Source organism: Curtobacterium sp. UNCCL17 (assembly GCF_000686685.1).
GTDB classification, from domain to species: Bacteria; Actinomycetota; Actinomycetes; order Actinomycetales; family Microbacteriaceae; genus Curtobacterium; species Curtobacterium flaccumfaciens.
In genome coordinates, this window is sequence record NZ_JMLI01000024.1 from 1 (window position 1) to 13,999 (window position 13,999).

The following is a 13,999-nucleotide window of genomic DNA, read 5'->3' on the forward strand; positions in this document are numbered from 1 at the left end:
CGGCGGCACATCTCGGCGTAGTACCGGTCGGCGTCGTGCTCGGCCTGCTCGAGGCGGGCCCGCAGCTCGAGGACCTCGGCCATGAGCTCCGGGGCGGCCATCTGGAACCCGACCATGTAGCCGGCCTCGTAGACCTTTCGCTGCTCGTCGCTGAGTTCCCACTCGCGAACGTTCTCGGTGGGGTCGGCGGTGGCGGCGTCGATGGCTCGGAACGCGGCCACGGTGTCGCCGGCGTAGAGCTCGTCGACGGCAGCTCGGGTCTCGGGCTGGATGATGTCGGGACGGATGGTGGTCGGACGCTCGAGGGTCATCGTCATCACGCGGCCGCGCTCGAGGCGAGTTCGCCGATCTTGTCGGGGCGGAAGCCGCTCCAGGAACCGGTCTCCGTGTCGGTGACGACGATCGGGGCGTTGGTGCCGAGGGTGGTCTTCCACTCTTCGATCTGCGCCTGGTCGACGTCGTCGAGGATCACCTCGGTGTACTCGATGCCGGCGGAGGCGAGAGCGCGCTCGGTGGCCTTGCACATGCCGCAGAACCCGGACTTGGTGTAAACCGTGATGCTCATCGAAATCACCTTCCGAAAGATTGTGATGCGGTGGGGGCCCCTCCCCCGTTGCATGCTTCTATTCTATAACTCGCGGGCCTATATCGGTACCCTTTTCCGCACATTCTTTGACCCTTTTTCTGCCGGTCGGCACACCTGTTGGCAACCTATGCGCCTGCATTGTTTGGCACCAGGGCATGACGTTTACGAACCTACGGCTGGGGCATCGATAACAGCGGGAGGGCTGGGAATCCCCAGGAGCATGAACGCCGTGCTGCTATTACCGTCACCCGATAGCAATAGCGGGCCGCGCATTCCTAAACTGTGTCGTCCCGGCGCTTTTGACCATGTCGGAGACAGCCGCCGTCGTCCGCGGCTCAGCCTGTGACGGGGTGCGGGGTGCTCGTCGCGGTGGTGGCCACGGTGACGTCGTCGTGGTCGCACTCCCAGAACACGGAGCGGATCTCGTCGGCGATCGCTTCGGGCAGCTGCTCGTTCGTCCACGCCGTCGACGGGAACGACACGGTCACGGTGACCGTGGTGATGGGGTCGGTGGAGGACGGGCCGTGCCCGGCCCCGCCCCACTCGTACTGCCAGGCGAAGCCGACTTCGCCGGTGGGTCCGCCGCCGTGGACGCCGAACGCGGCTCGGTGTTCGTCGTCGGTGTGTCCGGGACGGCGGGTGCAGTGCCATTCGAGGCCGCCGACGTCGTACGTCGTTGCTGCGCACTCGGCGCCGGTCGGGTCGAGGTCCGCGGCGGGTGCTGCCGGGTCGATCTGCTCGCCGATGGTGGTAGGGCGTTCGTAGGTGATGTGCATGAGGGGTGCGGCTCTCTAGAGTTCGGGGGCGGCTTCTGGTCTGGGGTCGTGCGTGAGGGCCGCGCCGCCGTCGCTATCGGCGGCGCGGCCTGCCCACTACTGGCGTGCTGGTGCCGGGGTGAGGTCGGTGTGCTGGAGCAGGAACCGGACCGCGGACCAGGCCGAGAGTTGCGGCCGGTCCCAGGCGTGGTGTCCGTCGTTGAACTCGCAGCCCTGGCCATCGGTGATGTCGCGGCCCTCGACGAGCTCGCCGGCGTCGTCGCAGAGGATCAGGTGCGGCATGTTGCTGGACTCGCGGACGATGCGCTGGGCGGCGAGGTTCCCGGCGGGGGTGAAGTCGCGGGCGGTGTTGATGCCGTCGCAGCCGTACAGGACTTCGGTCGGCATCTCGCCCGGCTTCCCGGCAACCAGGGTGGTGCCGTGGTCGGTGTATGTGTCGGTCATCCCGTCGAACGAGCGGCCCTCGTACTTGCCGCAGATCTCGTCCACCTGCGCACTGGTGGGGCCGTCCTCGTGGTGGACGTTGATCCATGCCGACGCGGTGCCGGTGGAGCAGCGGACGGAGAACTTCACGCCCGGGAACCGGCTACGGAGCTCCTTGCGGAGCAGCGCCGCGACGTCCTTGGTCGGAATGATGGCGGTGGTCATGGGGTGCCCTTCGGTGGGTTCGATCGGTGATGATGGGTGGAGCGGGAGGGGGCGATTACGGTTCGTCCCCTCCCGCGTTGGTCACTCCGCGGGCGGCGTGTAGGTGATCGTGTCGACGAACGTCGCGAGTTCGATGCCCTCCAGGACAGCGGTGTTCGTGAGCGTCCAACCCAGCGACGCCGCGGTCTTGAGTTCCGCGGCCCGCTCTCGCAGGGCCGCCGTCCTCGCTTCCGTTGCGTCGTCCGCCTTACTGACCGCGGTAACAATGGTCTCGATCTGGTATCGCATTTGTTCTTCCTCTCCCTCTCGTTTTTTTGCCGTGAAGGCGACTTGTCGCCGCTAGGACGAGCGCCCGGAATGCAACCGGTCGTGGAATATATGGAGGGGACCCGCTTGCGGGGAGGGGCCGTTTATGCCGCGAAAGCCGGTTGCATTCCGGGTGATCGTCCGTACGCTGCCGAAGGCTTCACGGCAAAGAAACGGGCCGCAGGCCCCACAGCGCCGGCGAAGCCGGCTCCTCTTAGAAGCTCTGGACGCACCTGGTCCCGGCGGGTCCGGCAGGGCGGGGGTCGGTGCTGCTGGCAGCATCCGGGGCATGAGATCTCGCCGCGGTGCTCGGAAGGGCCGGCCCAGGAACCAGGACAACCCGATCGATGTCCTGCTCGAGCAGGACGACCCCACTCCCCCGGCCTCCGAGCCCGCCAGCGTCGACCACGTCCTTGGTCGCTCCATCGAGGTGCTGCACTCGTTCTGGGTGCAGCCGGCGGACCTGGTGCCCTGCGACGTCGACGGGTGCACCGATCCGGCGGAACCGGAGGCATGGGAACCGGTCGACCTCGACACGGGCGACGAGCTCCCGGGCCGGTTCTGCGACGACCATCAGCTCGCCTGGATCACCCGCCCCCGTGAGTCGACGTCGACAGCCGGGGATCTCGTCTCCCCCTGAGCGCTCTTGATCGCGGCGCCGCTCTGCGGTGTCGTCGCGCTGCGAGCTCCGTCGAGCAGCGCCGGGGTCGGGGAGGGGGCGGAGCCCCTTGCCGCGGCGGCGCAGCCGTCGCGCGGCCCACGGACACCAGGACGGCCCGATGGGACACCTGTGGGCCGGGTTGGGACATATCCAGGCCGGGATGCGACACGAACCGGTGCCGGGTGGGCGTGGGAGCCGCTGGTTGCGACCCCCACGCCGGTTCACCTACTCGGCAGCGGCGTCCTCGTCCTGGTCGGTCGGCTCGGGCTGGATGCCTGCGGCGATCTTCTCGACCGGGCTGAGCGGGTACCCCCACGCGGCCAACTGGCTCAGGTAGCCGCGGGAGTCGGCGTCGGGGGTGCGCCACCACTCACGGTTCGCCGTGTTCTCGAACCCGGCGAACACCACGGTGAGGGCCATGTGCAGTCCCTTCGTGGGGTGCTGCTCGACCCACTGGGAGAGCGTGTCGCCGTCCCACCCGCTCGATTCGATGCCGAGCAGACCGCGGGCGCTCACCACGCCGGAGGCGTACCGGGTGTTGGCGTGGCGCGTGAGCGCGACAGCCAGGAACCGGGCGGCGTCCTTCGGCGCGTTCTTCCGCTGCAACAGGCCCGCGATCCACTCGCGGCGCACGTCGTCGGCCGCGTCCCAAGCCTTGTTGTTGGCAACCAGCAGCCGACGTGCGGCCTTGCGTTCCTCGGCCTCGGCTTCGGCGTCCGCGTCGGACGTCGGCTCAGCCGGGGCCGACGTCGGGACGCCGATGCGCCCGACGCGGAGCGTGTGAGCGTTCGGTGTCGCGCACACGGGAACGGCGACGACCTCGCCGTACTGTCGCACCTCGTACGCCGCGCCGGGGCACTCGGCGTGCTCGTCCTCGGTGATCGGGGTTCGGTCGTCGTAGGCGATCACGTCGTCACTGGCGTTGGTGAACCGGGACAGCGGCGCGTAGTCGTCGTCATCGGTCACAACCCGCTTGCCCGCTGCGGTCAGTTCCGCGGTGAGCGCGTCCACCGCGGCGGCACGCTCCCGGTCACGGCGGAGGCGCGCAGCGACGTGGGCCAGTTCGTCATCGTCGTACCCTTCTGCAATCCACTCCGTCAGTTCGGTGACCGCTTCGTCGTCGCCGTCGAACTCGGCCAGCAGCAGCGCCTGGGTGAACGTCGCCTGCCCGGACGCGACGGCCGTGGCCGCCGCGTCCGACTTCGCGACGGTCAGGGTCTGCTTCACGGCGTCACGCTTCGTGCCTGTCTCGCGGGCGATCGCGGTGACCGACAGGCCCTCGATTTCCAACTGGCGGTACGCCGCCAGGCGGTCGCCGTCCGTCAGGGCGGTGCGGCGCTCGTTGGCGACCAACTGCTCCGCGATCCGCGCGGCATTGCTGTCCCCTCGGGCCGTGACGAACACCGGGACGGTGGTCCCGGCCTCGCGGGCGGCGAGGACGCGCATCTGGCCGTCACGGACCACCACGGCCCCGTCGGTGTTCCGGTAGCCGATGGTCGGCAGGAGCACCCCGTGGCGCTTCACGGAGGCCAGGAATGCGGGGTCGAGGTCGGCCGCGGTGCGGACGTTGTCCTCGATCACCACATCGGTCGCGGCGACCTCCACCAGGGCCACCCCGGCCGCGGCCGGTGGGGCCTCGACGGCGGCCGTTTCGGGCTGGGGCTGGTCGGTCAGGTGGGTGACGGTGATGTTCTCGGTCAGAGTCATTTCGTTTGCTACGCTTTCCGGTAGTGACCGGGTGCGGGTCCTGGCAATTACGAGTTGTCAGGAATTCCGCACCCGGTCTTTTCTATGGGTGGGACTGCTGGGTGTTACTGCTGGCGGAACACTGTGGACAGCGCTTCCGCCCGGGTGAGCGCCGTACGTGCGTGCTGGAAGGCGCGCATGACGGCCGTGTACTGATCCGGTGACAGCGACCGGGTGTCCCCGGCTTCGTCGTAGGTCAGGAACAGGACCGTCCCGTACAGCGGCGACGCCGCCCGGGAACGCCCGAGAGCAACCGCCGCGACGGTGGCGAGGTCGTTGCGCTCCCCCGCGTACATGCCCTCGTCATCGATCCACGCGTCGATCCGGCCGTCGAGGCGGACCACGTCCACCAGGCGGCACCCGATCTGCTCCCGCGTGCCCTGCAGGGTGGACTGCGCCGCGTTCACGACGACGCCTTCAACCGCACCATCTGCGGTCGCTCGAATACCCATCAACTTCATTTCCTGCTTCCTCTCCCTTTCGTTGTTTGCCCGGGAAGGCACGTAGTGCCGATAGGACGAGGAGCCGGGGTGCAAGCCCAAAGCGGCGACGCTCCGAGAAGTTTCGACCGGCGCCGTCCATTGACGGAGGAGATGAGCACGACGGCGCCGGTCGAAAGTTCTCGCGTGCGGCGGTGGCGACGGCTTGCGGCCCGGAACCTCGTCCGTACAATCGCCGAAGGCTTCCCGGGCAAACAACGAACCCCTTGGGGTTCGACAAGCACTGGCCGGCTTGCCGGCTCCCCTCGGACAAGATCAGCCCGCCGAAGGCGGCCCGCTCAGACCAGGACAGGCCGCCGCCGGCGGTCCGCTGAGATCCTGCGTGCTCGAGGAGCTCGCCGGCGCGCAGAGGCCAGCGAACGTGAAGCGGCCCCGGCCTGTTGGGGGAACAGACCGGGGCCGGCTGCAGCTCGAGCGAATTGGGGGGCTGCTCGAGCCGCGGGCGCCCGAAGCCACTGGGGGGAATGGTCCGGACGCAGACCATCACGGTACGCACGACCTCCGACGTCGGCAACCGGCGGCGGCTATGACGTCGCTGAGACCTCCGTGCGGTGCTTCACAGCCGCCCGCCACACCCACGCTGCGGTCGCTGCTTGGCCACTCCCCCACTCGATCAGGACCGCGTCGCCGGTCGCGGCGATCGCCTTCGCTTCAACCCGGCGATCGACGCCGCGGTAGGTGCGGATCCACGCGTGCACGGGCGCCGGCGGCACGACGTCGCCCACCGGCCCGCCGCGAGCGTCTGCTGGCAGCGACACGGCTTCCTCGGGCACCCAGCGGCCGCGCCGGCGTTGACCCATCAGCGGCGCCCCTGTGGCTTCAGAGCACGCTTCTTGATCCGGTCGATGGGTAACCACACGTGGTGCACGAAGCCCATGTGCACGAGCTGCACGTAGACGACGTCGCCGTCCGCCTGCTCCACGAAGCCGGGACAGGTCTGCAGGCCCGACCGGGTGAACTCCACCCGCACCCACACCGCCGGGTAGCCAGACACCTTCTCCGGCGCAGGCGGAGCGTCGATGCCGAGCGGCTGGTCCTCGGGCGGATCGGGGTGGATGGGTGGCGCCCACCGGTGTTCGGGCATGCCACCGATGATGACCGCGGCCGCCGACACCGTCGGTGTCGGATCGCGCTGCGAGGATGGATCCATGACCACCGTCCGCGGCACGATCCGCTCCACGAACACCATCACCGCCGACGGCCACGCGGACGACCAGAGCACCGCCCGGGCCCGCGCCGTCGACGGCCTGGAGCGCAGCGGGTACGAGGTCGTGCAGACGAACACGCTGAGCTCGACCGCGGCCGGGAACATCACCGTCCGCGCCGTCGCCCGGTCGACCGAGATCCAGCCGCACGAAGCGTCCGGGCCGAACTACGACGCCGCCCTGGCGGCGTACCTGCAGTCGATCCCCGACGGGTGGATCAGCCTCGGCATCACCGTCGACGCCTGACGTCGGCAAGAGACGAGACGGCATGGCAATCCACCCCGCGGTCGTGCTCACCTGCGATGGCTACCAGTGCAGCGAAAAGCTCGCCCTGATCGGCCCTAACGCGGTCAGCTACCACGGCGCCCGCGGCCACGCGGAATCGTACGGATGGGACTGCTCAACGGACGACGTCGACTGGTGCCCCAGCTGCAAAGCAGCCCAGGCAGCACTCGGCTCCTAATCCAACGTCCTGCTTAGCGGTGACGTCGCTCGTCCTGCACCAGCGCGATGAGTGCGAGCGTGCGCTGCAACGCAGCCTCCGACTCCCAGAACCCTGCCGCAGAATGATCGAGGAGGTTCAACTGCTTGATTGCACGCCGGCGTTCAGCTGCGAGCTCGTCGACGGTGAGCCACTGCAACCCCTCGAGCTCATCGTCCACGAGGCGTGAGCGTACTCACGGCAGATAGGGATGGAGGTCGTTACCCTGGAAGGTGCGTGGGGGCGCGAGAAGTGCTGTCCCTGGCACCAACAGGAAGGCAGCTGTCATGCTCCAGTTCACGCCCCGTTTGCGAGTCATGCGAAACACCGAGATCGCCGGTTTCCTCGAGCTCCCCGCTCATACAGGGGCTGTGCTCCCGCACGTCGGCGAGATTGTCGTCCTGAACGACACCAAGGTCGACCCTGACAGCTTGCTCGCCATCTCCGCCGCGGACGCTCCGAAGGTGATCTCGGTCTGGCACTTCGTCGGCGAGGACCCCGAACCGGAGTATGCCGTCGAGATCGAGGTCCGCACTCGCGCCACCGATGACGCTCTCCGCTCGAGTTTCCTCGGGACCGGTCGCGGCCGCTGGATAGCTTCGTCGCGCTGACTTAGCGCAGAGTGCGAGCTTCGGCGGGCCTCGGCGAGTCGCCCTAGCCGCGGGGCCAGGTTGGCATGCTGGAGTGATGAGTAGTTCAGAACGCACCGCAGCCGACGCCGTGATGATCCTCGAAAGCCTCGCCCGCATCCTGCGGACCTCCCCACACGGTTCACCCGGTGCCGACAACGAGATCCAGGCCGGCTACGTCGACGACGCCGCCGGCGCCCTCATCCGTGACGCCAACGTCTCAGCTGACGAACTCGAAAACCACCGCAAAATGGGCGGCCGTGAGTGGGACGGTGCACTGCTGTACGCCCTGTTCCCCGACTCGATGATCCAGGAACTCCACGCCCGCCTCCCTCGCTAACCGCACCCGGCACGTTCAGGCAGTCGACGCCCGCAACTAGGCACGGGCCCGCCGATGGCCTGCACGCAGCGAAGCGAAGGCAGGGCGCCCCCTGCGAAGCAGGGTCTCCCCCACACCGTCCAAACGAAGCACCCCGGTCAGCTATTCGCCAACCGGGGTGCTTACGTGTTCTGAGGTCAGCTATCGGGCAGTCGCCATGCTGAGCTCGTCCGCCTCTTCCTCGTGGAGGACGCCGACAAGCTCAGCGATCTTCTGCACGATGTTCTCCATCGGCTCCTCAGCGGTGTTGAACCCTCCGCGTGAGGCGAGCGTAGGGCTCACCTGGTCGAGCTGCTCGAAGGTCACGCCGTGCATGACGGGAACGAGCAGGTTCCGGCGCAGCAGGGCGCTGAGCTCGTTGCTGGCGATGCTGCGATCTGTGCTGAGCTTCTCGAGCATCGCGGGAGTCACCAGCACGATCCCCATGCGCGAACTCACGAGACCCTTGTCGATCGCGACTCGCATGTCCGTCCCCGGACGCAGCGATACCTCGCTGAACCAGACCGACACGTCCTCGTCACAGAGCATGTCGTAAACGTCCTTCGCGTCTGCCTGCCGGTCCGGCCAGGCGTGGCAGAGGAACACGTCGTGGTCTTGTGGTCGCTGCAGGACCGCGGTGCGCACCGGCTGCAGGTCACGAACCTGCTGCGGGGTGTACGAGGCCGTGGATCCCTTCGGCTGCCACTTCGGGCGGGTGGAGCCTCCACTACCACCCCTGCTGCCGCCGCTGAGAGCGCCGCTCCTGCGGACAGGCACGCTCGGCGCGGCATAGGACGGGTAGCTGGGGGTTCGGTAGTAGTTGCGGCTGCCACTGCGGCATGCGGGGCACGCCTCCGCAGCTGTGGCCGACCGGTGGCCCCGAACGGGCGCTGTGCAGTACGACATGTCAGTGACTCTATCCGGGACCACCGACGCGGCGTCCGTCCCGGACAATCCCCTGATGACGGGCCTATTCAGGGGAGCGTTCCTCTTGGGTGCGGATCACCAGGCAACGAGCGGACGACCAGAACCAAGAACTCGCGCGATCACCCAGCAAGCCTACGAGCAGCCCGCACCGATATCCGATGGTTCAGCGGGCGGGTTGAGCCCGCATCTGGACACCTGGATCAGTGGGATGCGCCTAGCAGAGCGCACCCGTCGCACGGGTCCTTCGCCGATTATGGCCGCCGGACGGTTCTGACCCTGCGCGCAAGGATGAGCAGAGCGAGACCAGCGGCGAGCAACGTGCCGGTGATCAGGAGCGGTCGGGTCGGGTCGGTCCCGGTCGCTGCGAGCGTGCCGTTGCTGCCTGAGTCGACCAAGCCGACCGGGGCGTGGCTTGCATCAGGTGATGGACTTGTTGTCGGTGTCGGTGTCGGTGTCGGTGTCGGCAATGGCGGAGCGATCGCGGCGGCCGCGACGACGAGCGAGTCATCGAGGTCTTGCGAGCCCCGGCTGTTTGAAGTCGTCAGCGTGAATGCGAACGTCCCCGCACCTGATGGCGTGCCTACAAGCCTGCCGCCCGGAGTTAGCGTGAGACCTGGCGGAAGGTCGCCTGCTTTGAGGGTCACGTTCCCCCCTCCCGCGAGGGCGTACTGATACTCATAAGCGGTACCGACCGCGGCATCGAGCGCCTGGCCCTTTAGTGACGGTGGTGGCGTAATGGCGGTGACAACAGGAGCCGTCGAGGCAGTAGCGGACTGCCCCGTTTCACCCACGCGTCCGGGGACACCCACGTCAGCGCCAGTGACGATGAACTGATGCTCCACCGACTGAGCTTGATCGTCTGCCGACGTGAACGCGTAACGCCCGGTGCAGGTGATCGTGGCCCCTGGCGTGATGACGGCCTCAGGGCAGGTGATGGGAACTGCCCCGCCAGCTTCGTTCACGCTGAACGTATAGGGGATGAGGGACGGATTCGACACCTCGATGCTGTAGTCAACATTGTTTGGGTGCGGCTGAGACGACACCGTCGCTGTCAGAGTTGCTGGCGTCTCGCTTTGAACTGCGACGAGCGCACGAGCGGCAACGGACAGATCGGCACTCGGGTTGTAGGCACAGGCGGGTGAAGGTTGCGCGAAGGTCCACGTCGTGTCGAGCGACTCTTCGCCGGTGTTCCCCGGGACCATCAGCGTTCGACGGGTGTCGCCGATGCGGCAGTCGGTACCGGTGGTGAACGCGTCGATATCGGGCGCCGCAGCTGCGGGCAGTGTGAAGCTCCCCTCTAAGACATTCTGGAAGGTAACATCTCGAAACTCGAAGTGATATGTCCCTGCGTCTGGCAGGAAGATAACCGTCGGCTTGCCTCGCATCGAGACGTCGGCGACTTCAGTACCACTGTCTTCGTCCGTGATGATGACTTGGCACTCGTGCCCTGGCAGGTACGAGAGTTCCGACATGGCGAAGTAGTTGTACGGGCTTGGGTTCGACGTGTCGGCGACTGCTCCAATGCAGCCGCTCGCGAACCAGTACTCCAAAGGAGCGGCGTTTGCGGCTGTGGGGCCCGCCAGCGTGAACGTGCCGGTGAGGCCGGCGGCGGCCAGGCCGAGCGCTAGGACGCGCGTGCGACGCGATGTCTTCTGGTACATGGGTTGTCTCAATCTGAGGGGAGTTGCTGTGGCAGACGCCTCAATCACGCGACGGGTGGCTGCGAGTGTAGCCGCGGGATGGGTGCCTCGCGTGGTGTTCGCCACTCGCCCCCCCGAGGGCGCCAGGGCATGGCTCGGTACACCGGTGCGACTTTGTATTAGACGGATATATCGGATCAGGTTCTGTCGGCCGTAGGTAAAGCGACCCCCCAGGTGCGCCACTGGATTGAAGCGTCCGCAAGGGCAGAGCCCCGACGCAATGAAGTACGTCGACCGCCGGGGCTCTCACTGCGCTGGGTCACTCAAGGAGCGCGTTGGATCGCTCAAAGAGACGGCCCAGCGGAGTGAGCGGGGTCCAACCCGAAGGACCACCACCGATGTGAATATATCGAATAAAAACGGCTAAGGCAAATGGCTCCACGGACGCTGGGGCCTAGAGAGACGAAGATCGGCGCGCGGCGCACGCGGCAGCCCGGTGCGCTGGCGTGCACTTCGTCATCGATCAGATTCGGACCGTCTAACTCGTCGGCGACACGAGCCCTCTAGGGTTCCCTCGGCTTCATCCCATACCCAACCGTCGCCTACGCCCGGACTCTGATCGGAGCTGGGAGGGCTACCGATCGTGACCCTCCCGGCTCGATCAGTCCCGCCCGACGTTGTCTCGATAGCCGATCGGCTATCGGACGTTTGGAGTCCTTGCAGTGCGGGCCGTGACTTCGACTTGTTCTCGGTCATCTTGGACGTCCCAGCGTGCGATGACGTAAGCGAGACCACGCCGGTTCCGGGTGACAATGACGGCTACGACCGAACCAACGACACCGATCGCCAGGATTATCGCCCAGACGGGGCCCTGACCAAGCGACAGGAGCGCGTACCCGCCGGTACCAGCGAGCCAGCGCACCAGCCGTCCCAGCAACCGGGCGGGAGGTTGGGGCTCAAGCCGCACGATCGTCTCGCCAATCGTTCGACCGGACGCGAGGACCCAGACGAGCTGTAGGAGCGCGACGAGCAGGATGCTCGCGCTGCCGCGGAGGAACGCCTCGACGCCACCGGTCAGTTCGTCCTGTGCCGCGACGGGGACGAACGCGCCGGCGAGGGCGCCGAAGGTGATGACGATCCAGTCGCATAACATCCCGAGCCACCGCCGCAGGACCGTGACTTTCCGCGGATCGGTCGGACGCATCCGCTCCTGCCCGGGGAACACGCGGAGTACGGGGGCGAGGAACGCCCCGACAAACGCGCCCAGAGTGTTTGCGAGGAGGTCGTCGACGTCAAAGAGGCGGTACGCGCATGGGTACAGGAACCAGTCTCCGGTGATCTGGGTTGTCTCGATCAGTAGCGACGCTCCGAGGCCGATGAGCGTCGTGACGAGAACCGGAGTGCGGCGGAAGTAGCGCAGCACCATCCCGAGCGGGATGAACAGCGCAATGTTGAACACCACCTGCAGTGTCGCCGAGTTGCGGAGGTATGCGGTGACACCGCCGCCGCGGAGTCCTGCTTCGCGACTGATGTCGAACACGAACCGCCCCGGGACGAGTTGCGCTCCGGCGTCTCGCGCAGCGCAGAAGTCGGCGGTCCGCGGTGGCAGTGGCAGCAGCGTGTAGGTCAGCAGCGCGACGAGGTACAGCAGCACCAGGAAGTGCAGGACGACGATCCCGACGGTGAGCCCTCCGCGTCGGCGGTACTGGATCGCGGTGAAGGGTATGACCAGCAGCAGGGCGAGCGCGGTGCCGAAGATGACGGCCGCGTACGCGGGGAACACGGTGGCCGACATGCGTCAGAGTACCGCGGTGACCGCGAGCCAGCCCGAGAGCGCCACGACCACGGCGAGGGCGACGGCGTGACCCGTCCTGTGTGCAGCGACGACAGCAACGAACTCCCGGAGGAACGCGCTCGGCACGTAGTAGCGCGCGGTGCGGGCGCCGACGACCTCGGCGTCGCTGCCGACGCTCCGCGCGAGCATCGCCGCACGCAACACGTGGTAGTCACTCGTGGCGACGACGACCTCACCCGACACCCCGGCCTCCTCCTGCACGGTGCGGGAGAAGCGCAGGTTCTCGTCCGTGTTCCGGGACCGGGTCTCGGGTAGCACTGCGGTCTCGGGTACGCCTTGTCCAATGAGGTACTCGGCCATCGCCTCACCCTCGGGGCGGGGTTCGTCTGCACCCTGGCCGCCCGAGGGGATCAGGATCGTTTCACGCCCCTGCGCGACGGAGTAACGCCACACCTCGATCCCTTTGTCGAGCCGGGAACGCAGTAGCGGCGGGACCGAGCCCCGGACAAGCCCGGACCCGAGGATGACCACGACGTCGGCAGTGCGGGGCTTGTCGATGTGGCCGTAGACGAGGGCGTAGAGGAGGAACACCGTGAACACGACGCCGACGTACCCGGCGACGGCCAGGACGAGCAGCAGCACCGCTTCGGCGGCGGTAGATCCGGACCGGATCAGCGTCAGGCACAGCGCGACGACGCCGATCAGCAACACTCCCACTATCAGCGACAGAAGGTTGCCGAGGCTACGGCCCTCGCGCCGGAACATCCTGACGCCGTTGGCGACGAGGAACCCGGCCAGCACGACCACCCCGACCGGGAACAGCAGGATCGCGCCGACGAGCAGCACCTGCGCAGCCGGGAACCGCTGCAGCACGACGTCCACGACGCCGAGGACAGCGAACACGACGACCCCGAGGAGCAGCACGCCATTGCGGAGCATCCGACGGTCGCGCCGGCGCAGCAGCACGTAGACGATCGCGCAAACGGCTGCGAGGACGAGGAGGACCATGCTGTCGACCGTAGAGGCTTCAGGCAGGACGGCGCGCGTCCGCTGGAGGATCGCCCACCGGACGCGTTCGCTGGGCTATCGCCTGGAGCTGTCCCTGCGTGACCAGGAGAAGAGCCATCCTGCTAGGAGCATCACCGCGCCCACGAAGGTGAAGATGACGCCGGCCACGATGTTCCACCGGCCTACGAGCAGGACGAGACCGATCGCTATCAACATCCCGCCAGCGAGCACGTTGAAGCGTGCACGAGCTGGGCGATCATCGCCGTTAGGAGCCTTCACTGCTCGAACGCTAGCGACGCCCTCTCGTGTCCGTTAGCCGGTCGGCTACCGAGACGGTTCGCGCTCGATGCCGGGCCCGCGGAACCTCTGGCAACAGTACGTCTCAGATAGGTAGTCCGAAATAGGTTCCGGTGACGGTGCCCTATGCGAGACTCCAAGCATGGAAACCGGATGGACACTCGGCTACGCCCGCGTCTCGACCGACGGCCAGGACCTCACCGCGCAAACCGACGCCCTGGTGGCGCTCGGCGTACCGGCGGAACGCGTGTTCACCGACAAGGGCATGACGGGAACGAAGCGCGATCGCCCGGGCCTGAAATCAGCGCTGGCGGCCTGCCGTCCAGGAGACACACTGGTCGTCACAAAGCTTGACCGGCTCGCACGATCACTGAGGGACGCGACCGACATCGCGGACGAGCTGACCCGACGTGGCGTCCGCCTGAACCTCGGCGGG

General features: G+C 67.4%; 18 protein-coding genes. 5 read left to right on the top strand and 13 right to left on the bottom strand.

The window, feature by feature from the left end; all coding sequences use genetic code 11:
• From BR70_RS19575 to BR70_RS0104785, 5 genes are all read right to left on the bottom strand, one after another.
• The coding region (locus BR70_RS19575; RefSeq protein WP_155896776.1) for a hypothetical protein at positions 1–311 on the bottom strand (311 nt) is incomplete at its 3' end.
• A gap of 5 nt (positions 312–316) precedes the next feature.
• Positions 317–565 (bottom strand): glutaredoxin domain-containing protein, encoded by a 249-nt coding sequence (locus BR70_RS0104770; protein WP_027465135.1) that lies wholly within the window; start codon positions 563–565, stop codon positions 317–319.
• Positions 566–921: 356 nt separating this feature from the next.
• On the bottom strand, positions 922–1,362 hold the full coding sequence (locus BR70_RS0104775) for a hypothetical protein (RefSeq protein ID WP_027465136.1): 441 nt from the start codon (positions 1,360–1,362) through the stop codon (positions 922–924).
• Positions 1,363–1,458: 96 nt separating this feature from the next.
• Positions 1,459–2,010, bottom strand: coding sequence for an LPD29 domain-containing protein (locus BR70_RS0104780; RefSeq protein WP_027465137.1), 552 nt, complete (start codon positions 2,008–2,010; stop codon positions 1,459–1,461).
• A gap of 81 nt (positions 2,011–2,091) precedes the next feature.
• A complete protein-coding gene (locus tag BR70_RS0104785) occupies positions 2,092–2,298 on the bottom strand; it encodes a hypothetical protein (protein WP_027465138.1) in 207 nt (68 codons plus the stop codon).
• A gap of 307 nt (positions 2,299–2,605) precedes the next feature.
• On the opposite strand from BR70_RS0104785, the gene BR70_RS0104790 reads away from it, so the two are divergent.
• The gene (locus BR70_RS0104790; protein ID WP_027465139.1) at positions 2,606–2,956 is read left to right on the top strand and encodes a hypothetical protein; all 351 of its coding nucleotides are present in this window, start codon (positions 2,606–2,608) and stop codon (positions 2,954–2,956) included.
• Positions 2,957–3,202: 246 nt separating this feature from the next.
• On the opposite strand, the gene BR70_RS0104795 is transcribed toward BR70_RS0104790, so the two are convergent.
• The 3 genes from BR70_RS0104795 to BR70_RS0104810 form a co-directional block, all read right to left on the bottom strand.
• Entirely contained in the window at positions 3,203–4,684 is a 1,482-nt protein-coding gene (locus tag BR70_RS0104795) for a ParB/RepB/Spo0J family partition protein (RefSeq protein WP_027465140.1), read from the bottom strand.
• A 104-nt stretch (positions 4,685–4,788) separates the two neighbouring features.
• Complete coding sequence (locus BR70_RS0104800) at positions 4,789–5,184, bottom strand: DUF3846 domain-containing protein (protein WP_027465141.1); 396 nt, start codon at positions 5,182–5,184, stop codon at positions 4,789–4,791.
• Between the two features lie 838 nt (positions 5,185–6,022).
• Entirely contained in the window at positions 6,023–6,373 is a 351-nt protein-coding gene (locus BR70_RS0104810) for a hypothetical protein (RefSeq protein WP_155896777.1), read from the bottom strand.
• Between BR70_RS0104810 and BR70_RS19580 the strand changes: the two genes are divergently transcribed.
• Positions 6,372–6,674, top strand: a complete 303-nt coding sequence (locus tag BR70_RS19580; protein WP_155896778.1) for a hypothetical protein — start codon at positions 6,372–6,374, stop codon at positions 6,672–6,674. The genes BR70_RS0104810 and BR70_RS19580 overlap by 2 nt on opposite strands.
• Before the next feature lie 230 nt (positions 6,675–6,904).
• Here the strand turns inward: BR70_RS19580 and BR70_RS19585 are convergent, their stop codons facing one another.
• On the bottom strand, positions 6,905–7,090 hold the full coding sequence (locus BR70_RS19585) for a hypothetical protein (protein WP_035808181.1): 186 nt from the start codon (positions 7,088–7,090) through the stop codon (positions 6,905–6,907).
• A gap of 106 nt (positions 7,091–7,196) precedes the next feature.
• On the opposite strand from BR70_RS19585, the gene BR70_RS0104830 reads away from it, so the two are divergent.
• Both BR70_RS0104830 and BR70_RS0104835 read left to right on the top strand, forming a co-directional pair.
• The gene (locus tag BR70_RS0104830) at positions 7,197–7,520 is read left to right on the top strand and encodes a hypothetical protein (protein WP_027465146.1); all 324 of its coding nucleotides are present in this window, start codon (positions 7,197–7,199) and stop codon (positions 7,518–7,520) included.
• 76 nt (positions 7,521–7,596) lie between these two features.
• Positions 7,597–7,878: a hypothetical protein gene (locus BR70_RS0104835; RefSeq protein WP_155896779.1), complete on the top strand. Its 282-nt coding sequence runs from the start codon at positions 7,597–7,599 to the stop codon at positions 7,876–7,878.
• A gap of 180 nt (positions 7,879–8,058) precedes the next feature.
• On the opposite strand, the gene BR70_RS23580 is transcribed toward BR70_RS0104835, so the two are convergent.
• The 4 genes from BR70_RS23580 to BR70_RS0104850 all read right to left on the bottom strand — a co-directional run bounded on the left by BR70_RS23580 (position 8,059) and on the right by BR70_RS0104850 (position 13,266).
• Positions 8,059–8,541 (bottom strand): toll/interleukin-1 receptor domain-containing protein, encoded by a 483-nt coding sequence (locus tag BR70_RS23580; RefSeq protein WP_051596649.1) that lies wholly within the window; start codon positions 8,539–8,541, stop codon positions 8,059–8,061.
• Between the two features lie 533 nt (positions 8,542–9,074).
• Positions 9,075–10,484: a hypothetical protein gene (locus tag BR70_RS23115; protein ID WP_155896780.1), complete on the bottom strand. Its 1,410-nt coding sequence runs from the start codon at positions 10,482–10,484 to the stop codon at positions 9,075–9,077.
• A 676-nt stretch (positions 10,485–11,160) separates the two neighbouring features.
• Positions 11,161–12,258, bottom strand: coding sequence for a VanZ family protein (locus tag BR70_RS19595; protein ID WP_051596650.1), 1,098 nt, complete (start codon positions 12,256–12,258; stop codon positions 11,161–11,163).
• Between the two features lie 3 nt (positions 12,259–12,261).
• Positions 12,262–13,266 (bottom strand): YdcF family protein, encoded by a 1,005-nt coding sequence (locus BR70_RS0104850; RefSeq protein WP_027465148.1) that lies wholly within the window; start codon positions 13,264–13,266, stop codon positions 12,262–12,264.
• Positions 13,267–13,705: 439 nt separating this feature from the next.
• Between BR70_RS0104850 and BR70_RS22755 the strand changes: the two genes are divergently transcribed.
• Positions 13,706–13,999: recombinase family protein (locus BR70_RS22755; protein WP_027465149.1), on the top strand; the 294-nt coding region annotated here is incomplete at its 3' end.